The sequence below is a fragment of the Nocardioides sp. BE266 genome, from assembly GCF_031457855.1.
In the GTDB taxonomy this organism is placed as follows: Bacteria; Actinomycetota; Actinomycetes; order Propionibacteriales; family Nocardioidaceae; genus Nocardioides.
This window is the reverse complement of the sequence record NZ_JAURTI010000003.1, coordinates 693,135-714,112: the sequence shown is the minus strand read 5'-3', so window position 1 is coordinate 714,112 and position 20,978 is coordinate 693,135. Positions and strand designations below refer to the sequence as shown.

Here is a 20,978-nt window from a genome sequence, read left to right as displayed (position 1 = left end):
GGCACCCCCGCACACCATGGGTAGAACAGGTGGGAACACGGCGTTACAGCGGGGTGGGTGCCGGCGGTGGCAGAGTCGACCCCATGGAGTTCCGTGAGGTCGTACGACGCCGGCGGATGGTGCGCCGCTACTCCGGGGAGCCGGTCGACCCGGCGGTCGTGGACCGGCTGCTCGAGCACGCGCAGCGCGCGCCCAACGCGGGCTTCACGCAGGGGTGGGCGTTCCTGGTTCTCGACACCCCCGACGACGTCGCGCGCTTCTGGGAGTCGACCGGCGCCGACCCCGACACCCACAACGCGTGGCTCGACGGCATGCGCACCGCGCCCGTAGTGATCGTCCCGTTGGCGTGCAAGGCCGCCTACCTCGAGCGCTACGCCGAGGCCGACAAGGGCTGGACCGACCGTCGCGACGACCGCTGGCCGGTGCCGTACTGGTACGTCGACGCCGGCATGGCCTCGCTCCTCATCCTCCAGACCGCCGTCGACGAAGGGCTCGGCGCCTGCTTCTTCGGCATCCCCGGCGAGCACACCGACTCCTTCCGGGCGGCCTTCGGCGTGCCCGAGGACCACAAGCCGGTCGGCGCGATCACCATCGGGCACCGTGAGACCGACACCGGCGCGAAGGGCTCGCCGGCGCGGCGCGAACGGCGTACGAATCTGGTCCACCGGGGACGCTGGGGCACTACGGTCACCCCATGACCGACCGCGTGGTCACCGCGCTGCAGGCCCTCGTCCGCATCCCGACCGTCTCCGACCGTGATGCCTCGCGCATCGACACCGACGCCTTCGACCGGCTGCTCGCCGAGCTGGCGACGCAGTTCCCGCTGCTGCACGAGCGGCTCGAGCTCACCCGCGTCGGCACCCACGGGCTGCTGTTCCACTGGGCCGGCGCCAGCGCGGAGAAGCCGGTCGTACTGATGGCCCACCTCGACGTCGTACCCGTCGACGGGGAGGCTCCGTGGCAGCACGACCCCTTCGGCGGCGAGATCCACGACGGCGCCATCTGGGGCCGCGGCACCCTCGACGACAAGGGCTGCGTCGCCGCGATCTGCGAGGCCGTGGAGTCCCTGCTCGAGGCCGGGCAGACCCCGGCCCAGGACGTCTGGCTGTCCTTCGGCTGCGACGAGGAGGTCAGCGGTACGGCGGCACCCGAGGCGGTCGCCGTGCTCCGCGACCGCGGCGTGACGCCGTGGCTGGTGCTCGACGAGGGCGGCGCGATCGCCGGCGGCGCGTTCCCCGGCGTGAAGGCGCCGCTCGGTGTCATCGGCGTGACGGAGAAGGGGACGACGTCGCTCGAGCTGGTCGCGGAGGGGCGCGGCGGCCACGCCTCGACGCCCGCGAGGAACGGCCCGACCGCCCGCATCGCCCGCGCGATCCTTCGGGTCGAGAAGTCGCCCTTCCCTGCCTCGGCCCCCGCGCCGACGCTCGAGCTGATGCGCCGCCTGGCGCCCCACCTGCCGCTCCCCGTGCGGCCCCTGCTCGGGCGCGCCGACCAGCTGGCGCCGGTGATCACCCGGGTGCTCCTCGCGGCCGGCCCCGAGGCCGCCGCCATGACGCGTACGACGGTCGCGGCCACCACCCTCAGCGGCTCGCCTGCCCTCAACGTGATCGCCTCGACGGCCAAGGCCGGGCTCAACATCCGGGTGATGGTGGGCGACACGGTGGCCGGCGTGGTCGACCACATCCGCAAGGCCGTCGCCGACGAGTCGATCCGGATCGACGTCGTCGAGTCGGGCGAGCCGTCGCCGGTCTCGCCGATGGACGAGCCGTTCCAGCTCGTCGAGGCGTGCATCGGCGAGGTGTTCCCGGAGGCGATCGCCACGCCCTACGTGATGATGGCGGCCACCGACTCGCGGCACTTCACCGCCATCAGCGAGCACGTCTACCGCTTCGCCCCCTTCCGGATGACCAAGGCCCAGCGCCAGGCGATCCACTCCTACGACGAGCACATCGGCGTGGCCGACCTCGTCGACGGCGCCCGGTGGTACCAGCTGCTGATCGAGAGGCTCCCACATGACTAGTTTCGACGAGCTCAGCCGGCGGGCGGATGCGGCGCCGACAGCGGTCAAGGGCCTGGCCGCGATCGTCGGCTTCCTGGTGATGGTGGAGTTCGCCAGCGGCATCCTCCAGGGCTTCTACACCCCGATCTACCCGCAGATCGCCGACCACCTCGCGATCCACGAGGGCGACATCAACTGGTTCGAGGCGGCCCAGCTGATCGTCAGCGCGCTGTGCATCCCGCTGCTCGCCCGCCTCGGCGACCTGGTCGGCCACAAGCGCGTGCTGCTGATCTCGACGGCCGTGACCGCCCTCGGATCGTGGTGGCTCGCCTTCTCGCCGACCTTCACGACCTTCCTCATCGGCTGGGCCATCCAGGGTGCGTACGTCGTCTGGCTCCCGCTCGAGATCGCGATCATCCACCGCCGCACGCGCACGTCCGGCCGCCAGGAGCTGCTGACCCGGCGCGGCGCCGCGATCCTGGTCGGCTCGCTCGAGCTGGCCGTCATCATCGGCGCGGTCACCAGCGGCGCGCTCGTCGAGACGCTCGACATGAACGTCCTGCTCACCCTCCCGGCCCTCGTCGTGACGGCCGTCTTCTTCGTCATCCTGTTCGGCATCGAGCAAGCGCCCGGCGACGACGCCGGCGGCATCGACTGGGCCGGTCTCGGCCTGGTGACCGTCGCGCTCGGCGTGCTGATGGGCGGCCTGGTGTGGCTGCGTCTCGACGGCCCAGGCTCGCTGCGCGGCTGGCTCACGATCGTGGTGGCCGTCGCGGTGTTCGCGGCGTTCTGGCGCTTCGAGCAGCGCCACCCCGAGCCGATCGTCGACGTCCGCCTGCTCTCCAGCCCGGCGCAGTGGCCGGTGCAGCTGACCGCCTTCCTGTTCGGCATCCCGGTGCTCGGCGGCCAGATCCCGCTCTCGACCTTCGCCCAGGCCGACCCCGTCGAGCGCGGCTACGGCCTCGGCGCCGACTCGAGCTTCATCTCCACCCTGATCGGCGTCTACGTCATCACGCTCGCGATCGGCGCCTTCACCCTCCCGCTGACGACCCGCCTGCTCGGTGGCGTACGACGCGCGCTGGTCGTCGCCTGCGTGCTCGTCGGTGTCGGCTACCTGCTCTGGCTGCCCTTCCACGAGCACACCTGGCAGGCCCTCATCAACATGGCCGTCGCCGGCATCGGCTCGGGCGCGCTGGTCGCAGCACTGCCCGCCGCCGCGGCAGCCGCGGCTCCGCCCGAGCGCACCGGTATCGCGACCGGCATGACCAACGGCACCAAGACCGTCGGTGGTGCCATCGCGTCCGCGATCTTCGCGATCGCGCTGACCGCCACCGGCTCGCTGGAGGAGACCTCCGAGAAGGTGGCCCCGCTCAGCGGCTACCTCACCGTCTGGGCGGTCTGCGCCGGAGCGTCGTTCCTCGCCGCCCTCGCCCTCCTCGCGGCACCGCCCCACGCGTTCAGCGACGTACCAGCCGAGACCGCCGGCCACTGAGCAGCCGATGAGGTGGCTCGTCGCGCCGCTGGCGCTCATGCTCGCCGGCTGCGCGCCGCCGTGGTCCGACGACGAGCCGGACGACACGTCGGGCTCGGTCCAACTGGTGACGCGCCCCGAGGGTCGCAACGACTCGACCTGGGACGAGGACACCGGGACCATGCGGGTCGAGGCGGGATGCGTGCTGTTCAAGGGCCAGCTGACGGCGTTCCCGTACGGCACCCGCGTGGTTGATGACGGCGCCGCGATCCAGCTGGACGAGGACTCCGCGCCGGTGGCGCTCGACGGCCGGACCGAGGTCTACGTCACCGGGAGCGAAGTCCCGCTCGGCGAGGACGGGGACTGGGACCACGCCATGGATCGAACCAACCTCGAGCGATGGGACGAGTGCCGCCGACGCGTCGCCCCCTCGCCGTACGCCGACTGGTGGCAGGTCACCGGCTTCGAGGCGACCGGGAGCTGACGGGTGGTGTGGTCAGGGCGTGACGGCGCCGGACAGCAGCGCGGCGGCCCGCGGGTCGAGCCCGGAGGTGTCGGCGCGGTGCCAGAGCAGGCGGAGCAGATCCTCGGCCTGTCCCTCCACGACGAGCGGGTCGCCGGTGCCGAGCGTGACGTCGGCCGCCACGTCCACGCCGCGGATCCGCACGGCGGGGATCAGCGGTGCGACGCGCCCGAGCCGGACCTGACGGGGGTACATCACCGTGGCGACCTCCAGCACGCCGTCCCAGGCGAGCGCGGGGTCGAACGGGCGAGGCGTTCCGAGCGCCTCCTCCGCGTCCCACGTGTGCATGAGGGTCTCGTGCACCTGGCGGCGCCGCCAGAAGCCGGCTGTCTGGTCCTGCTTGTCCAGGGTCCACGCGGGCGCGTCCGCCGGCGTCGACCCGAGCACGTCGACCAGTGCCACGGCGTGCGTGCGGTACCACCCCGCGAGGTCCGCGCCACGCTCCAGGCGCACCGGCTCCAGGCTCGGGTCGCCCGCGACCACGGCGTGGCCGGCCCACTGGTGCACCCCGCCGAGGTGGTCCACCAGGTCGTGCAACGTCCAGCCCGGGCACCACGTGATCGGCACGTCGGGGTCGACGCCCTCGAGCGCGGCGGCGAACCGGTCGGTGGAGTCGCCCAGGAGCGTGAGCCAGTCGTAGGACATGGCCAGAACCTAGTCGGGTCAGCTGGTCGGGTACGACCGGGCGGTGGCGGCCTCGATGCTGTCCTCGGACGGCATGAGGAACCAGAGCAGCGGGTAGACCAGGATCTGGCTGCCGGGGATCGCGAAGAGCGTCACGATGAACAGCAGGCGCGTCACCCACGGCGTGAGGCCGAGGCGGCGTCCGACGCCGGCGCAGACGCCGCCGATGATGGCGCGGTCGGTGGAGCGGACGAGGCCCTGACGGGCCAGTGAGGTGCGGATCGTTTCCATGCCTTCAGCGTGCGTCGTGCGAGGCACCCACACCATCGGGATCAGCCCCGGCCGGACCCTGACCCCGCCCGATGAACTTCCACCCGAGCGCGTGGAAGTTCAGGCCGAACCGGGCACCCCCACACTCAGCCCCCGATGAACTTCCGCCCGAGCGCGTCGAAGTTCAGGCCGAACCGGCCACCTCCACGCTCGGCCCCCGATGAACTTCCACCCGAGCGCGTGGAAGTTCATCCGGCGGGCGGCGTACAGCGCCGATCCGTCAGCTGCCTGCCGGACGGGTCAGGCGGCGAGACGGCCGGGGAAGTGAGGCCGCCAGTCCTCGCTGGGCCGCTCCGGCAGGCCCTCGAGCCCGCGTCGCTCCAGGAGTCGGAACACCCGCCGCACCGTGCGTTCGGGCTCGGCGTAGATGCCCGAGGCGACGACCACGAGGATCCGCCACTCGTCGTCGTCGATCTCCTCGCGCCGGTCGAGGTCGGCTTCCCACTGCTCGACGCGCTCGACGTGGTGGCGGCCGTCGTACTCGACGACCACGCGGACCTCGGGCCAGCAGAGGTCGAACCGGCGTACCTCGTCGCCGTCCACCAGGCGCACCGTCATGTTGACCTCGGGCTCGGGCAGCCCGGCGAGGACGATGAGCATCCGCAACCGCGTCTCCATCGGGGAGTCCACTTTCGCCCGGACGTAGCGGGCCGCCCGACGTGCCAGCCGCGCATGCGGTCCTGTTGCTCTCATCGCAGCGCGACGAAGCTCCTTGACCCGGACATGGTGGCGCCGCACCATCCAGTCGCCGGCGACCACCAGCTCGACGAGCGACAGCTCCTCTGCCAGTTCGACGAACAGGTCGACGAGCGCAGACACGCGCACGCCCTCCCGTACGACGATCGAGGCGCCCGGTCGGTGGTGGGTCGTGACACCGACGCGGCGGAGGCGGTGGGCCTGGTCCGGGACGGTGACGTGCTCGCCCGGACGAGTCTGCACCGGGACCCGCCACACCCTCGCGGCCGACGCGTGGCTGGCGAAGGCGGAGTCGAAGTAGCACGCGAGCGCAGCCTTCACCCGGAGCACGGCCGAGTCGGGCACGTCGGCCGCGACGATGACGCCGTGAAGGAGCCGCCTGAAGGCAGGCGAGTCGACCGTGGCGCGGGGGATGCCAGCCTTCAGCGCCCGGAAGCGCGGGAAAGGTTGGCTCGGGTCGAAGGGGCGGCGGCGATGCACCAGGTCAGCCTGCCCGGCTCCGGACGAGGGCGTCGTACGTCATCCACAGGGCCGTGCCCACTCGCTCGTCGATGAACGTCCACCCGAGCGCGTGGAAGTTCAGGCCAGCCGAGCCGCCCCACGCTCAGCCCTCAATGAACTTCCACCCGAGCGCGTGGAAATCCATCGGGCGGCCACCGACGAGGCGTCGTCGTAGGCTCGGGGCATGTCGGCAGACGACGAGTTCGAGACCGCGGACACCGAGTCGGTGCGCGAGGTCGAGCGGGACGAGCGCACCGGCCGGTCCGCCGCGGCCGCACGGATCCAGCAGCAGGCCAGCTGGGTCGACCTGCAGGTACGACAGGCGATGGAGCGCGGCGAGTTCGACAACCTGCCCGGCGAGGGCAAGCCGATCGAGGACCTCGGGGTCGAGCACGACCCCGACTGGTGGCTCAAGAAGCTCGTCGAGCGCGAGAACATCGCCCTCCTGCCGCCGGCGATCGCGCTCCGCAAGGAGGACGCCGAGCTCGACGCGCGCCTCGACGCGATCCCGGCCGAGAGCGAGGTGCGCCGCGAGCTCGCCGACTTCAACCGGCGGGTGGTGGAGACCCGGCGGCAGCTGCAGGGCGGCCCGCCGGTCGTGACACCGACCCGCGACGTGGACGACGAGGTCGCGGCCTGGCGTGACCGTCGTACGGCGCTCATCGAGGCGCAGCGCGCCGCCCGGGCCGTGCGCCCGCCGTCGCCGCAGAAGCGGTCGTGGTGGTACCGCTGGCGCAGCCGCTGACCCGCCCCGGAGAGACATCCGTCATATCGACGCACGCGTGAGCGGCGGTAGTTTGCGCGCATGTCACGAACCGCCAAGGACTTCTTCGCCCCGCTCGCCGTCGGGGCGCCCGCGCCGCTGCGCGACATCCCCGCCCGGCCGAGCCGCGCGATCCACTTCTTCGACCCGGGCAACGAGAAGATGGCGGCCAAGGTGCCCGGCATGGTCGGCACGGTCGACGTGCTGCTCGGCAACCTCGAGGACGCGGTCAAGGCGGAGAACAAGGAGAAGTCCCGCCAAGGCCTCGTCGAGATCGGCAAGTCGACCGACTTCGGGCCGACGCAGTTCTGGACGAGGATCAACTCACTCGACAGCCCATGGGTGCTCGACGACCTGACCACGCTGGTGCCGGAGATCGGCGACAAGCTCGACGTGATCATGGTGCCCAAGGTGCAGGGCGCCGAGGACATCCACTACGTCGACCGGCTGCTCGCGCAGCTCGAGGCCAAGGCCGGCATCGACCGCCCGATCCTCGTCCACGCGATCCTCGAGACCGCGCGCGGTGTGGCCAACATCGAGGAGATCTGCGCGGCCAGCCCGCGCATGCAGGGCCTCTCCCTCGGCCCGGCCGACCTCGCCGCCGACCGCCGGATGAAGACCACCCGCGTCGGCGGCGGCCACCCCGGCTACCTCGTGCGCCAGGACCCGCCGCGCGACGACCTCGGCGTGGCGCAGTACGACGCCCAGCGCACGACGTACCAGCAGGACCTGTGGCACTACACGATCGCCCGGATGGTCGACGCGTGCGCGATGCACGGGATCTACCCCTACTACGGACCCTTCGGCGACATCGCCGACACGGTCGCCTGCGAGGACCAGTTCCGCAACGCGTTCCTGCTCGGCTGCGTCGGCGCCTGGAGCCTGCACCCGGCGCAGATCAAGATCGCCAACAAGGTCTTCTCCCCCAGCGTCGAGGACGTCGCGCACGCGCGGCGGGTGATCGCCGCGATGGGCGACGGCACCGGCGCGGTGATGATCGACGGCAAGATGGAGGACGACGCGTCGGTCAAGCAGTGCCAGGTGATGGTGCGCCTGGCCGAGGAGCTCGCCGCGATCGACCCCGACCTGAAGGCCGCCTACGACCAGATCGAGGTCTCCGATGTCTGAGTTCACGCCCCTCCGCTCGGTCCTCTACATGCCCAGCTCCAACGAGCGGGCGCTGGAGAAGGCGAAGTCGATCGCCTGCGACGCGCTGATCCTCGACCTCGAGGACGCGGTCGCCCCCGACGCCAAGCCCGCGGCCCGCGAGGCGGCAGCCGCAGCGGCGGCCAGCGGCGACTACGGCCGGCGCTCGGTCACGATCCGCGTCAACGGCATCGGCACCGAGTGGCACGACGCGGACATCGCGGCTGCCAGCCAGGCCGGACCGACCGCGATCGTCGTGCCCAAGGTCAACAGCGCCGACGAGGTCGCCCAGCTCGTCGCAGCGATGGAGAAGGCGGGCGCCCCCGACCACACGACCCTGTGGGCCATGGTCGAGACGCCTGTGGCCATCCTCGACGCGCTCGCCATCGCCCGCGCCTCCGAGCGCCTCGGTGCCTTCGTCCTCGGCACCAACGACCTCGTCAAGGAGCTGTACGCCGAGCACGTCCCGGGTCGCGCGCCGATCCTGCCGAGCCTGCACACCGCGCTGCTCGCCGGTCGCGCCGCCGGCATCGCGGTGATCGACGGCGTCTACAACGACGTGAAGGACACCGACGGCTTCCTCGCCGAGTGCGAGCAGGGCCGCCAGATGGGCTTCGACGGCAAGACCCTCATCCACCCCGGCCAGGTCGAGGGCGCGAACACCGCCTTCGCCCCCAGCGAGCAGGCCGTCGCCGACGCCCAGGGGCTCATCGCCGCCTGGGAGGACGGCATGGGCGCGGGCGTCGTGACGCACAACGGGAAGATGGTCGAGAACCTCCACGTCGAGTCCGCCCGGCGCACCCTCTCCATCCACGAGGCGATCCAGGCGCTGTCCGCCGACTGAGGCCTCCGTCGGGCCGGTTTCCGACCACCACCCGCAGGGAGGGTCCCGAATCCGGACGCAGACGACATAGTGGATCGGCGCCCACCGTGGGCTGCATCAAGGAGGAGAAGAAAGAATGATTGTCCTCGGACTGATCCTGCTCGTCCTCGGGCTGCTTCTGCCCCAGAGCATCCTGGTCACGCTCGGCATCATCCTGCTCGTGGTCGGTCTGGTGCTGAACTTCGTCCCGATCGGCGGCAGCAGCCGCCGGGTCTGGTAGCGCTCTCCACCTCGGAAACGGGCCTCGGACACCTCCATGGTGTCCGGGGCCCGAGCTCATTTCGGGGCTGCCGACCGGGCGCGCCACTAGGGTCGGCACATGCCCGGCCCGCTCACCCTCTTCGGGGTCGCCTCGCCCTATGCGTTCGACGTGGTCGAGTCAGCGCGCCGCCTGGGCCGCGACGTGGTCTGCGTCGACAACTTCGGCGGCGCGGACCCGCGCCTGCCGGGGCTGAGCGACCTCACCGAGGACACCCGGATCACGCCGTTCGCGCTGGGTCTCTCGTCGGCCGCCCACCGGGCCAGGGCCGCCTGCGCCGCAGCCGAGGGCGGGTGGACCACGCCCGAGTGGCTGGTCGACCCGACCGCGGTGCTGCCGTCGACGGCCTCCGTGTCGCACGGCGCCTACGTCAACGCCGGGGCGGTCCTCGGCTCGCACGCCGCGATCGGCTGCCACGCCAACGTCAACCGGTCCAGCTCGATCGGACACGACGCGCGGCTCGGCTTCGCGGTGTCGACAGGCCCCGGGGTCGTGCTGGCCGGCAACGTGGCGGTGGGGGCGGCCGCCTTCATCGGCAGCGGCGCGACGATCCTGCCCGGGGTGGCGATCGGCCACGGTGCGACCGTAGGTGCCGGCGCGGTGGTGACGCGCGACGTCGAGCCGGGCGCCGTCGTCGTCGGCAACCCCGCCCGCGTGCTGCGCACCGAGGACGTCGAGGAGCTGACGTGCCCCCACTGCTGAGCGACCTCGACCGGCCGGCCCCCCTCGTGCTGGCGCCGACCGGGATGGTGCCGACGCGGGCGATGACGCCACACGTGCCGCTGACCCCGGCCGAGATCGCGGCCGACGTCGCCGCGGCCGCGTCGGTCGGCATCACCTCGGTCCACCTCCACGCCCGCGACGACGACGGCGACCCGACCTGGGAGCGCGAGGTCTACGCCCGCATCGTCGGCGCGGTCCGCGAGAAGGCGCCCGAGGTGGTCATCAACGTCAGCACCAGCGGCCGCACGTGGTCGGAGGTCGAGCGCCGCGCCGACTGCCTCGCGCTCGACGACGACCTCAAGCCCGACCTCGCCTCGCTCACGCTGTCGTCGCTGAACTTCCTCACCCAGGCCTCGGTCAACAGCCCCGACACCATCCACGCCCTGGCGCAGGTCATGCTCGACCGCGGGATCGTCCCCGAGCTCGAGCTCTTCGACTTCGGGATGGTCAACTACGTCGGCGTGCTCCAGCGCAAGGGCCTGCTGCCCGGTCCCGTCGTGGCCAACCTGTTCTTCGGCAACGTCGCCGGCATGCAGGCCACCCTCGGCGAGATCGGCCTCGCGGTCGACCGGCTGCCGGCCGGCACCATCTGGTCGGGCGCCGGCCTCGGTGACTTCGGGCTGCCGGTCCAGTCGCACTCGATCGCGGCGGGCGGCGGCGTACGGGTCGGGCTCGAGGACGGCATCTGGTTCGACCGCGGTCGCACCCGGCTGGCCACCAACCCGATGCTGGTCGAGCGAGTCCACGAGCTGCTCGAGCTCCACGGCCGCACGATGATGACGCCCGACCAGCTGCGCGCGCGCCTCGCGGCGGGGTGAGGCCGGTGCCTCGCGCCTCGGTGCTGATCCCCATCCACAACAAGGCGACGACGCTCCCGCTCACCGTCGACACCGTGCTGCGCCAGAGCGTCACGGACGTCGAGGTGCTGCTGATCGGCGACGGCGTCACCGAGGACGTACGCCGGGTCGCCGAGGACCTCGTCGCACTCGATGCGCGGGTCCGCTTCCTCGACCTCCCGAAGGGTCCCCACCACGGCGAGCGCCACCGCCACACCGCGGTCGAGGCTGCGGAGAGCGACGCGATCTTCTACCTCTGCGACGACGACCTGCTGCTGCCCGACCACGTCGCCGACCTGCTCGACCTGCTGGCCGACCACGACCTGGTGCAGTCGCTCAACGGCTACCTCACCGCCGACGGGCGGGTCCGGCTCTACGCCGCCGACCTCGCCGACCCCGACGACGTCGCCCTCCACCTCGACGACGACGTCGAGCACAACGCGATCTCGATCACCGGCACCGCCCACACCCGGGCGGCGTACGACCGCGTGACGCCGTGGGACACCACGCCTGCGGGCTGGTGGCCCGACCGCTGGCAGTTCCGCAAGATGCTCGGGTTCGGCTTCCGCGCCGCGACGTCCGCACGGATGACGGCGCTCCAGTTCCCCACCAGTGCAGACGGCCGCGACACCTGGACCGACGACGAGCGAGCGGCGGAGGTCGTGCCCTGGCACGCGCTCGTGACCGGCCCCGGCGCCCAGGACGAGATCGACCGCCGGGTGCGGGCCAGCCTGCTCCCACAGCTCGTCGAGGAGCGCGGGCAGCTCGCGCGACTGCACGCCGCGCTCGCGTCGCAGCGCGCCTACCAGGACGACGTCGTCCGCGCCCGCGAGGCGGAGGCGGCCGACCTGCGGTCCGAGGTGGAGACGCTGCGCACCCACGTCGACCGGCTCGTCGAGATCCGGGCCGCCCAGGAACAGCAGCTCGCCAAGCTGCGCGAGCGGCTCGCGCACAAGGACGAGGTGCTGGCCCAGCTGCGGGCCAAGGTACGCCGACCGCCACAGACGTGAGCCGGGCGACGCCGCGGTCCGAAACCCGCGTGCCCCTGTCGGTGCGGGGAGACAGAATCCTCGGGTGAGCTCCTCCACGACCCTGCGCCAGTTCTGGGCCCAGCTCTCCCCCGAGGGGCGCTGGCTGCTCTCGACCGTCGCGGTCCAGACCCTCGGTCGCGGGCTGACGCTGCCGTTCACCGTCATCTACCTGCACGAGGTGCGCGGCTTCTCCCTCGACCTGGCGGGCACCCTGATGGCGTTCATCGCGGTGGTCGCCCTCCTCGTGACCGGCCCCGGAGGTGCGCTGACCGACCGCGTCGGGGCGCGGCGGGTGCTGCTGTTCGCGACGACCTCCCAGCTGGTCGGCTGCGCGATCCTCGCCTTCGCCACCACCCCGGCCGTCGCGGCGCTCGCGATGGCCTTCCTCGGCATCAACTTCGGGATGTCGTGGCCGGCCTTCAACGCCCTCATCGCGGCCGTGACCACCGGCGAGATGCGCCAGCAGTACTTCGGCATCAACTTCGCTCTGGTCAACCTCGGCATCGGCGTCGGTGGCGTCGTCGGCGGCATGTACGCCGACGTGTCCCGGCCGCACACGTTCACCGTCATCTTCCTCGCCGACGCCGCCAGCATGCTCGTCCCGATCGCCTTGCTGCTCGGCCCGCTGCGCCGCGTGACCGCCGTCCACGAGACCCCCGACGACGCCGACGCGTCGAGCGGCTCCTACCTCGCCATCCTCCGCAACCCCGCGGTGATCGGGATGACCGCGCTGACCTTCACCGCGGTGTTCCTCGGCTACGGCCAGCTCGAGACCGGGCTCCCGGCGTTCGCCCGGCAGGCCGAGGTGTCGACGCGGGTCGTCGGCTTCGCCTTCGCGGTCAACACAGCCGTGATCGTGCTGCTTCAGTTCCTGGTGCTGCGCCTGATTGCCGGGCACCGCCGCACGCGGGTCATGCTCGTGATGTGCGCCCTGTGGGCACTGTCGTACGTCGTCCTGGGCGCCACCGGGCTGGTGCCGGGCGCAGTGGCCGCGGCCGGGGTGCTGGCCTACATGGGCGCCTTCGCGCTCGGCGAGACGATGATGCAGCCGACGATCCCGGCGATCACCAACGACCTGGCGCCCGACCACCTGCGCGGCCGCTACAACGCGGTCAACGCCGGCGCCTTCCAGGGCGGCGCGATCACCGGTCCGCTGTTCGCCGGGTTCGTGCTCGACCGCGGGTGGAGCATCGCCTACGTCACGGTGCTCGTTGCCGGCTGCGGACTGATCGCCGTGCTCGCCCTGGTGGTCGAGCGGCTGATCCCCGCGTCCGTCAACGGCGTCCCCGACGACGCGACCCTGACCGCCGACCCGGCCACCGGCGACCGGGCGCCGCAGGGCCAGCCGGGCCAGGGTTGAGCGTCAGGCGCTCTCGCCGCGGCGGAAGCGGTCGTTGAGCCAGGTGCTCGCCGAGCCCATCCAGCCGGCGAGGTCGTGGACGAGCTTTCCGAGGGTGTCCTGGGTGCGCTCGAAAGCGTCGGAGTAGCTCGCTGCCGCCTCCTGGGCAGCGGCGCTGACCGATGCCGAGTCGTCGTCGGCGCGCCTCGGGTAGTCGCCGCCGAGGATCCCGGTGTAGGCGCCGGTGTCGACCCAGCGACGCAGCTCCGTGGCGCGGACGACGGCGAACGGCACCTGCTGTCGCTGCAGCAGCGAGAGCTTGATCAGCGACTCGCGGACGTCGCCGCCCTCGTCGTACTCGGCTCCCTGCTGCAGGAACGAGGTGACGTCGAGCTCCTCGAGGGTGCCGCCGCTGGCGAGCTTCATGTGGGTGCGCAGGGCGGCGTTCGGGTCCTGGCTGGCGAGCAGGCCGGCGCGGTCGGCCGACAACTCGGCCTTGCGCGACCACTCGAGCAGGCCGACGGAGATCATCCGGAGACCGATGGCGCCACCGGGGAGGGCGTTGAGCAGGTTGCCGAGCCCGAGGATGCGATCCAGGAGCGTGCGGTAGACCGCGTGGCCGGTGACCGCGTGGCCCAGCTCGTGGCCGATGACGAAGCGCAGCTCGTCGTCGTCGAGGTGCTGCACCATGCCCGACGACAGCACGATGATCGGCTTGTCCATGCCGACGCACCGGGCGCTGAGCCTCGGGTCCGCCGAGACGTACATCTCCGGCAGCGTGGTGCAGTCGAGGCTCTGACCCACCTCGGCGAGGATCCGGTGCAGCCGCGAGAACTGCCGCTCGTCGACCCGCACCGCCGAGCCGAGCAGCGTCAGCCGCCAGGCGCGCTCGCGGAACACCCCCGACATCGTCTTGAGCAGCACGTCGAAGCCCTTGAGCTTGCGCAGTGCCACCAGTGCTCCGCGGTCGGCTGGGTGCTCCCAGGCGCGCGAGCTGATGTCGGTCAGTGTGACGCGCGTGCGCGCCGGCTTCTTGCCCCCCGTATTGGCCATGGCGAGATCTTGGCAGAAGAGCGAGTCGCACGCAGCGCTTCGGCGCTGACCCGAGCCTTTACCCGGACGTCGGGCAATCCACCGGAAAGGGCCCGGTCGCGAAGCGCGCGACCTACCGTGGAGGAATGATCGATCGTGCCGACCTCGAGCCGCGGGACCCGAAGGCAGCCACCACCTTCGCCGTGACGCTGTGCGTCGTCGCGGGTGGGCTGAGCGCCGTCATCACCGCACTCACGCCCCAGGACCTCGTTCCGGGGATGCAGGCCCCCGTCATCGCGACGTCGTTGGCGGTGATGCTGGCCGGCGTGCTGCTCGTCGTCGTCAAGGAGCAGCTCAAGGTGTGGCTGTGGCTGCCGGTGCCGCTCCTCGGCATCGGGGCAGTCGTGCTCGCCGACCTCGCCACGCACGACGCCTCGGCCGCGGGCCAGGTCGTCCTCTGCGCCCCGGTCCTCTTCGCCGCCTCGCAGCTGCGTGCACTGGCGGCCTGGGTCGTGACCTCCTGCGCGGTCGCCGCCGATGCTGCGATCGTCCTCACGCTGAGTCCGCTCGAGCAGGCCCTCCCCGACCTGGCCACCGTCGGCGTGCTCCTCGCGATCACCACCTGGCTGCTGGTGCGCGCCAGCGAACGCACGGCGCGGCTCACGGACAAGCTGCGCGAGCAGGCGGCCATCGACCCGCTGACCGGCCTGGTCACCCGCCGGGTCCTCGACGACGCCGCCCGCTCCGTGCTGACCAGCAACGACGGGGACGGTGGCACGTCCCTGATCCTGCTCGACGTCGACCGGTTCAAGCAGATCAACGACACGTGGGGACACCCTGCGGGAGACGCCGCCCTCACCCACCTGGCCGAGGTCCTGCGGGCCTGCAGCCGCCCCGACACGGTCCTCAGCCGGCTCGGCGGTGACGAGATGGCGATGCTGCTGCCCGGTTGCCCGTACGACGTCGCGCTCCGGCGCGCGCAGGAGCTCGTCGAGGCGGTCCGGACTCGCCCGATGTCCCTGCCGCACGGCGAACAGATCACCCTCTCGATCAGCGTGGGGGTCGCGCACGCCCCGGTGCACGCCGACAACCTGCAGGGTCTCTACTCGACGGCGGACCTCTCGCTCTACGACGCCAAGCGCAACGGGCGGGGTCGCGTCGGCGGCGCCCCGGACACTGTCGACGGTTCGCCCGCGCGAGCGTGACCTGCGAACTTCGGCAATCGCCTGCGGCGGGCCGACGTCCCTGACTAGCCTCCGCCGGTGAGCCTCCCACTGCCCCGACGCCGCCTGCGGTCCTGCGCCGCGCTGCTCGCGCTCGGCGTCGTCGCCTCGACCACCTCAGTCTCCTTGGCGTACGCCGAGCCGGCGCCGGCCGGCACCACCCGCCTCGCCGAGCCGCACCTGCTCGACGAGCCGGCCCGAGGCGCCGCGGCCATCCGCGAGCTCGGTGACGACCTGCAGGTCGCCGCCGTGCGCAACGACCTCGGGACCAGCGAGCTGCGCGACCTGCTCCGCACGGACCGGACCGCCTGGCTCGACGTCGACGGACGCGTGCACTTCGTCGATCCCGCGGCGGGAGCAGACCCCGCGACCGAGGTCGCACCGGCGGCCGTGGCTCCGCTCGCCGACACCTTCTCCCTGCACAGCAACCCGGGCTCGAGCCTGAAGATCTTCCTCGACGTGGACGGCGCCGACGTGTCGGGAACGGCGTGGAACGCCAGCGACGGCGTCACCGCCGGCACGCACCCGGCCTGGGACCCGGCCGGCGACGGCGCCTCCTTCAGCGACAGCGAGCGCGCCGCCGTGCAGGAGGTGTGGGCCCTCGTCGCCGAGGACTACGCCCCCTTCGGCGTCGACGTGACGACCCAGGACCCGGGCACCGCCGGTCTGGTGCGCAGCTCCTCGAGCGACACGGCGTACGGCACCCGGGTGCTGATCTCGCCGAGCAACGACGCGTGGAGCAAGATCTGCGGCTCCGGCTGCGGCGGCGTCGCCTACCTCAGCGTCTTCGACGAGATCGACTCCCCGTACCAGCCGGCCTGGGTCTTCCCCCAGGCCCTCTACGACGAGCCCAAGGCCGTGGCAGAGGCGGCCTCGCACGAGGCGGGGCACAACCTCGGCCTGGCCCACGACGCCACCGCGTCCAGCAGCTACTACTCCGGGCACGGGAACTGGGCGCCCATCATGGGCGTCGGCTACAACCGCCCGATCGTCCAGTGGAGCCGCGGGTCCTACCCGGGAGCCAACAACACCCAGGACGACGTCGCAATCGTTGCCGGCTATCTCGGGCGCCGCACGGACGAGGACGGGACGTCGGGGGAGCCGGTCGCGCTGCCCGTGGGGCCGGCGGTCATCTCTGCCGCCTCCGACGTGGACACCTACCGTCTGGGCACCTGCCCGGCCAACACGGTCGTCGAGGTCGACCCGGTGGCGTACGCGCCCAACCTCGACGTGCAGCTGACGGTCCGCGACGGCACCGGCAGCGTGGTGTCGACCGTTGCTCCGGCCTCCGGTTTCGGTGACGGCGCTACGGCCACCGGGCTCGGCGCGAGCGTCACGCTCGCCGCGACCGGTCCGGGCTGGACGATCTCGGTCGACGGCGTCGGCGAGGGCACCTGGGCAGGTGGGTACGACGACTACGGCAGCCTGGGTGCCTACACCGTGAGCGCCCCGGGGTGCACCGGTGAGACGGACGAGGACGTGCCGACCGCCCCCCGGACCCCGAGCGCCGGGTCTGCGACGACCAGCAGCCTCACCCTGGGCTGGACCGCACCCGCCAACGCAGGGATCAGCCCCGTCACCGGCTACGTCGTGGCGCGCTACGGCTCGACCCAGACGTGGACGCTGCCGGCCGATGCCCGCAGCCACGTCTTCACCGGGCTCGCCGCCGGGACGGCGTACGTCCTCTCCGTGCGCGCGGTCAATGCTGCGGGCGAGGGCCCGGCGGCCACGACCAGCGCGTCGACGCTCGCCCCGCCGGTCGTCCCGACCGCACCCGGCGTCCCGGCCCAGGTCGTGGTCAGGTCGGGCGACGCGTCAGCGGTGGTGACGTGGGCGGCGCCGGCGGCCAACGGCTCGCCGATCACCGCCTACACCGTGACCGCGCGTTCCTACGGCATGCCCACGCGCACCGTTGGCGTGACGGCGCCGGCTACGAGTGCCACCCTTACGGGGCTCACGAACGCGATCCCATGGCTGATCACGGTGTCGGCCACCAACGCCGTCGGAACCTCCGCGGAGTCCGCCGCCCTCACGGCCGTGCCGATGGCCCCGCCGACGCCGACACCCCCCGCCAACACCACCCCGGTCCTCACCCCGACGACGGCACCGGCGCGCATGAAGGCCCCCAGGCTCTCGGCGCGGCGTCGCACGATGACCGTGGTGTGGACGGCGGCCAGCAGCCCCGACAGCCTCGTCACCAAGTACCGCATCGACCTCTCCAAGGGCCGCGACCGGACCACGACAGGTGGGATCACCCGGCTCGTGATCCGGAGGCTCAAGCCCGGGACCTACCGTGTGCGCGTCTCCGCGCTCAACGCGGTGGGCTGGTCGCCCTACAGCGGTTGGGCGCGGATCCGGGTCAGGTAGCCGCTCAGGCCTCGCGCACCGGGATCCGCACGCCGCGCTCCTCGGCGACCTCGACCGCGCGGTCGTAGCCGGCGTCGACGTGGCGGATCACGCCCATGCCCGGGTCGTTGGTCAGCACGCGCTGGATCTTCTCGGCCGCGAGGTCGGTGCCGTCGGCGACGGTGACCTGGCCGGCGTGCAGCGAGCGGCCGATACCGACGCCGCCGCCGTGGTGGAACGACACCCACGTGGCGCCCGACGCGGTGTTGACCAGCGCGTTGAGGATCGCCCAGTCGGCGATCGCGTCGGAGCCGTCGAGCATCGCCTCGGTCTCGCGGTAGGGCGAGGCGACGGAGCCGCAGTCGAGGTGGTCGCGGCCGATGACGATCGGCGCGGAGATCTCACCGCTGGCGACCATCTCGTTGAACTTCGCGCCGGCCTTCGCCCGGTCGCCGTAGCCGAGCCAGCAGATGCGGGCCGGCAGGCCCTGGAACTGCACGCGCTCGGCGGCCATGTCGAGCCAGGTGTGGAGGCGGGCGTACTCCGGCTTGTCGTCGGCCGGGAAGAGCTCCTTGATCGCGCGGTCGGTCGCGGCGATGTCGGCCGGGTCGCCGGACAGCGCGGCCCAGCGGAACGGGCCCTTGCCCTCGCAGAACAGGGGCCGGATGTAGGCCGGCACGAAGCCGGGGAACTCGAAGGCCCGGTCGTAGCCGCCCTTGCGGGCCTCGTCGCGGATCGAGTTGCCGTAGTCGAAGACCTCGGCGCCGGCGTCCTGGAGCTCGACCATCGCGCGCACGTGCGTGGCCATCGACTCCTGCGCGCGCTTGGTGAAGCCGCGCGGGTCCTCGGTGCGCTCGCGCTCCCAGTCGTCGTACGACGTCCCGGCGGGGAGGTAGAAGAGCGGGTCGTGCGCGGAGGTCTGGTCGGTGACGACGTCGATGCGCACCGAGCCGTCGAGGTGGCGCTCGAGCAGCTCGGGCAGCACCTCGGCGGCGTTGCCGAGCAGGCCGATCGACAGGCCGCGGCGCTCGTCGCGGGCCTCGATCGCGAGCTCGATCGCGTGGTCGAGGTCGCGCGCCTGCACGTCGAGGTAGCGGGTCTCGAGGCGGCGGTCGATGCGGTGCTGGTCGCACTCGACGCAGATCGCGACGCCGTCGTTCATGGTGACGGCCAGCGGCTGGGCACCGCCCATGCCGCCGAGGCCGGCGGTGACGGTGATCGTGCCGGCGAGGGTGCCCCCGAACTTCTTGTCCGCGATCGCGGCGAAGGTCTCGAAGGTGCCCTGGAGGATGCCCTGAGTGCCGATGTAGATCCACGAGCCGGCGGTCATCTGGCCGTACATCGTCAGCCCGAGGTCCTCGAGCCGGCGGAACTCCTCCCAGTTGGCCCAGTCGCCGACCAGGTTGGAGTTGGCGATCAGCACGCGCGGCGCCCAGGCGTGGGTGCGCATCACGCCGACCGGCTTGCCCGACTGCACGAGCAGCGTCTCGTCGTCCTCGAGGTCGCGCAGGGTGCGGACGAGGGCGTCGTACGCCTCCCAGCTGCGCGCCGCCTTGCCGGTGCCGCCGTAGACGACGAGGTCCTCGGGACGCTCGGCGTTGTCGGGGTCGAGGTTGTTCATCAGCATCCGCAGCGGCGCCTCGGTCTGCCACGACTTCGCGGTCAGCTCGGTGCCGTGGGCGGCATGGATGGGGAGGCGGGGGTTCGTGCTCATGCGCCCATCGAACTCCGACGAGCCGTCACCCGCCAGAGTGGCGACGCTCGCTAGCGTCTCGGATCCGAGATTCAGGGGAGCTCGGGCTCGACCGGCCGGCACCCCGCCGAGGAGTCGTCCGGCCCGCGGTGCAGCACGACGTAGCCGTCCTCGTCGTAGGCCACCTCGAGCCCGTCGCCGTACGTCGTCCGGGCGAAGGCGAGCAGGTCGTCGGTCGTCACGAAGGCCCCGTCGGTGATGCGTCCGCCCCAGATGTGGCGCTCGGGCGTGCCCACGTGGGCGACGAAATAGTCGGGCCGCGGACACCCACCGAAGGTGGTGACGTGGTAGGTCGTGCGGTCGCCGGCCAGGTGACCCACGAGGTAGTCGTCGGCGACGACCGTCGCACCGACGGGCACCTGCGCCAACGCCCGGCGGGCGGCGTCCGGGCGATCGGAGCCATAGGCGTCGACCACCAGCGCTGCCGGAACCACGGCCAGCCACGCCAGCATCAACGCCGTGGTGGCCGCCGCCACCCCGAGAGCGAGGCGACGCTGGAGCGGACGAGCGCGCGCGAGCACCGGGACGGCGGCGAGGAACACCACCGGCATGAGGGGTGCCGAGTAGTGCCAGAGTGGCGTCCAGTAGGCCATCTTCGGCGCGGTGAACCGCCACGCGAAGGTCGGCACGGCCACGAGCGCCCAGCGGTTGCGGAGGCACGCGAAGCCGACGACGCCGAAGGTGACCACGAGGGTGAAGAGCTTCACGCCCCACCCGGAGGCCGCGGCGTCGAGCATGCTGCCCGACGTGCTGGCGTACGCCGACGTGCCGCCGTCCGCGAAGTGCGGGATCAGCACGGCCACGATGACGACGAAGGCGACGACACCCGTGGCCATGAGGGCGACGCCTGCACGGCGGGAGCGGGAGTCGAGCGCCAGCACGAACCCGATCGCCGCGACTGTGAGCCCGAGGTCCTCCTTGACCAGCAGCAGGCCGAGGCTCGCCAGCACCACGCCGCGCGTCGACCCGTCGAGGAACGCCGCGCCGGCCAGGGCGAGGAGCAGCACCGCGAACGGCGTCTCGCGCGCGCTCATCAGCACCCCGTTGACCAGCCCGAAGGACAGTGCGTAGAGCACCGCGAGGGCGAGGCCGGTGCCACGCCCCAGGCGCTTCGTCGCGGCGACCAGGACCACCACGACCGACAGGCCGAGGACGGCGCCCTGCACCGCGAACAGCGTCTCGGGCGCAGGCACGAGGCGGTAGAAGGGCGCGTAGACCGCGAGGACCGGGGAGAAGTGATCGCCGAAGTAGTTCACGCCCGCGCCCTCGACCTCGGTGACCGGAGCCGAGAAGTGGGCGAGCCGGTCGACGACCTGCTCGATGATCGCGTGGTCGAAGGCGGTCACCACGAAGGAGCGGAAGACCACCGTCGTCAGGGCGGCGTACATCGTCGAGCTCACCAGCCACACCAGGGCCAGGCGCCACCGGGGCCACACCGACTCGCGGGTCAAGGGCTCCCCCTCCTGCGGTGCGCGACGACGGCGGAAGTCTAGGCACCAC

General features: G+C 72.2%; 20 protein-coding genes. 14 read left to right on the top strand and 6 right to left on the bottom strand.

Features of this window, described 5'->3' with window-relative positions:
- The first annotated feature begins 83 nt into the window (after positions 1 to 83).
- From J2X46_RS12045 to J2X46_RS12030, 4 genes are read left to right on the top strand one after another with little or no spacing between them, the layout of a single operon-like run.
- Positions 84 to 698 (top strand): nitroreductase family protein, encoded by a 615-nt coding sequence (locus tag J2X46_RS12045; protein ID WP_310250622.1) that lies wholly within the window; start codon positions 84 to 86, stop codon positions 696 to 698.
- Complete coding sequence (locus tag J2X46_RS12040) at positions 695 to 2,020, top strand: M20/M25/M40 family metallo-hydrolase (protein WP_310250619.1); 1,326 nt, start codon at positions 695 to 697, stop codon at positions 2,018 to 2,020. Before J2X46_RS12045 ends, J2X46_RS12040 begins: the two co-directional genes overlap by 4 nt.
- Entirely contained in the window at positions 2,013 to 3,491 is a 1,479-nt protein-coding gene (locus J2X46_RS12035; protein WP_310250616.1) for an MFS transporter, read from the top strand. The genes J2X46_RS12040 and J2X46_RS12035 overlap by 8 nt, the downstream gene beginning before the upstream one ends.
- A 7-nt stretch (positions 3,492 to 3,498) precedes the next feature.
- On the top strand, positions 3,499 to 3,954 hold the full coding sequence (locus J2X46_RS12030; protein WP_310250613.1) for a hypothetical protein: 456 nt from the start codon (positions 3,499 to 3,501) through the stop codon (positions 3,952 to 3,954).
- Positions 3,955 to 3,966: 12 nt separating this feature from the next.
- Here J2X46_RS12030 and J2X46_RS12025 read toward each other — a convergent pair whose 3' ends face one another.
- From J2X46_RS12025 to J2X46_RS12015, 3 genes are all read right to left on the bottom strand, one after another.
- Positions 3,967 to 4,638: a maleylpyruvate isomerase family mycothiol-dependent enzyme gene (locus tag J2X46_RS12025; protein WP_310250610.1), complete on the bottom strand. Its 672-nt coding sequence runs from the start codon at positions 4,636 to 4,638 to the stop codon at positions 3,967 to 3,969.
- Positions 4,639 to 4,656: 18 nt separating this feature from the next.
- Positions 4,657 to 4,908 carry a PspC domain-containing protein gene (locus J2X46_RS12020; RefSeq protein ID WP_310250607.1) on the bottom strand — a complete coding sequence of 84 codons (252 nt, stop codon included), beginning with the start codon at positions 4,906 to 4,908 and terminating at the stop codon, positions 4,657 to 4,659.
- Between the two features lie 279 nt (positions 4,909 to 5,187).
- Entirely contained in the window at positions 5,188 to 6,123 is a 936-nt protein-coding gene (locus tag J2X46_RS12015) for a hypothetical protein (protein ID WP_310250605.1), read from the bottom strand.
- A gap of 205 nt (positions 6,124 to 6,328) precedes the next feature.
- Here J2X46_RS12015 and J2X46_RS12010 point away from each other — a divergent pair, with 205 nt between their 5' ends.
- The 8 genes from J2X46_RS12010 (at position 6,329) to J2X46_RS11975 (ending at position 13,145) form a co-directional block, all read left to right on the top strand.
- Positions 6,329 to 6,889: a DUF1992 domain-containing protein gene (locus tag J2X46_RS12010; protein ID WP_310250601.1), complete on the top strand. Its 561-nt coding sequence runs from the start codon at positions 6,329 to 6,331 to the stop codon at positions 6,887 to 6,889.
- Between the two features lie 60 nt (positions 6,890 to 6,949).
- Positions 6,950 to 8,035, top strand: a complete 1,086-nt coding sequence (locus tag J2X46_RS12005; protein WP_310250598.1) for a CoA ester lyase — start codon at positions 6,950 to 6,952, stop codon at positions 8,033 to 8,035.
- Positions 8,028 to 8,897: a CoA ester lyase gene (locus J2X46_RS12000; RefSeq protein ID WP_310250595.1), complete on the top strand. Its 870-nt coding sequence runs from the start codon at positions 8,028 to 8,030 to the stop codon at positions 8,895 to 8,897. Before J2X46_RS12005 ends, J2X46_RS12000 begins: the two co-directional genes overlap by 8 nt.
- A gap of 115 nt (positions 8,898 to 9,012) precedes the next feature.
- On the top strand, positions 9,013 to 9,156 hold the full coding sequence (locus tag J2X46_RS11995; RefSeq protein ID WP_310250592.1) for a hypothetical protein: 144 nt from the start codon (positions 9,013 to 9,015) through the stop codon (positions 9,154 to 9,156).
- 99 nt (positions 9,157 to 9,255) lie between these two features.
- Positions 9,256 to 9,897, top strand: a complete 642-nt coding sequence (locus J2X46_RS11990) for a DapH/DapD/GlmU-related protein (RefSeq protein WP_310250591.1) — start codon at positions 9,256 to 9,258, stop codon at positions 9,895 to 9,897.
- On the top strand, positions 9,882 to 10,736 hold the full coding sequence (locus J2X46_RS11985) for a 3-keto-5-aminohexanoate cleavage protein (RefSeq protein ID WP_310250588.1): 855 nt from the start codon (positions 9,882 to 9,884) through the stop codon (positions 10,734 to 10,736). Before J2X46_RS11990 ends, J2X46_RS11985 begins: the two co-directional genes overlap by 16 nt.
- 5 nt (positions 10,737 to 10,741) lie before the next feature.
- Positions 10,742 to 11,764 (top strand): glycosyltransferase, encoded by a 1,023-nt coding sequence (locus J2X46_RS11980; RefSeq protein ID WP_310250584.1) that lies wholly within the window; start codon positions 10,742 to 10,744, stop codon positions 11,762 to 11,764.
- Positions 11,765 to 11,828: 64 nt separating this feature from the next.
- Positions 11,829 to 13,145 (top strand): MFS transporter, encoded by a 1,317-nt coding sequence (locus tag J2X46_RS11975; RefSeq protein WP_310250582.1) that lies wholly within the window; start codon positions 11,829 to 11,831, stop codon positions 13,143 to 13,145.
- Between the two features lie 3 nt (positions 13,146 to 13,148).
- Here J2X46_RS11975 and J2X46_RS11970 read toward each other — a convergent pair whose 3' ends face one another.
- Positions 13,149 to 14,177, bottom strand: coding sequence for a M48 family metallopeptidase (locus J2X46_RS11970; RefSeq protein WP_310250579.1), 1,029 nt, complete (start codon positions 14,175 to 14,177; stop codon positions 13,149 to 13,151).
- 125 nt (positions 14,178 to 14,302) lie between these two features.
- Between J2X46_RS11970 and J2X46_RS11965 the strand changes: the two genes are divergently transcribed.
- Both J2X46_RS11965 and J2X46_RS11960 read left to right on the top strand, forming a co-directional pair.
- Complete coding sequence (locus J2X46_RS11965; RefSeq protein ID WP_310250577.1) at positions 14,303 to 15,361, top strand: GGDEF domain-containing protein; 1,059 nt, start codon at positions 14,303 to 14,305, stop codon at positions 15,359 to 15,361.
- 57 nt (positions 15,362 to 15,418) lie between these two features.
- The gene (locus tag J2X46_RS11960) at positions 15,419 to 17,746 is read left to right on the top strand and encodes a fibronectin type III domain-containing protein (protein ID WP_310250575.1); all 2,328 of its coding nucleotides are present in this window, start codon (positions 15,419 to 15,421) and stop codon (positions 17,744 to 17,746) included.
- 4 nt (positions 17,747 to 17,750) lie between these two features.
- On the opposite strand, the gene hutU is transcribed toward J2X46_RS11960, so the two are convergent.
- Both hutU and J2X46_RS11950 read right to left on the bottom strand, forming a co-directional pair.
- Positions 17,751 to 19,439, bottom strand: coding sequence for a urocanate hydratase (gene hutU, locus J2X46_RS11955; RefSeq protein ID WP_310250572.1), 1,689 nt, complete (start codon positions 19,437 to 19,439; stop codon positions 17,751 to 17,753).
- A gap of 71 nt (positions 19,440 to 19,510) precedes the next feature.
- On the bottom strand, positions 19,511 to 20,929 hold the full coding sequence (locus J2X46_RS11950; RefSeq protein ID WP_310250569.1) for a DUF2079 domain-containing protein: 1,419 nt from the start codon (positions 20,927 to 20,929) through the stop codon (positions 19,511 to 19,513).
- Positions 20,930 to 20,978: the final 49 nt, after the last annotated feature.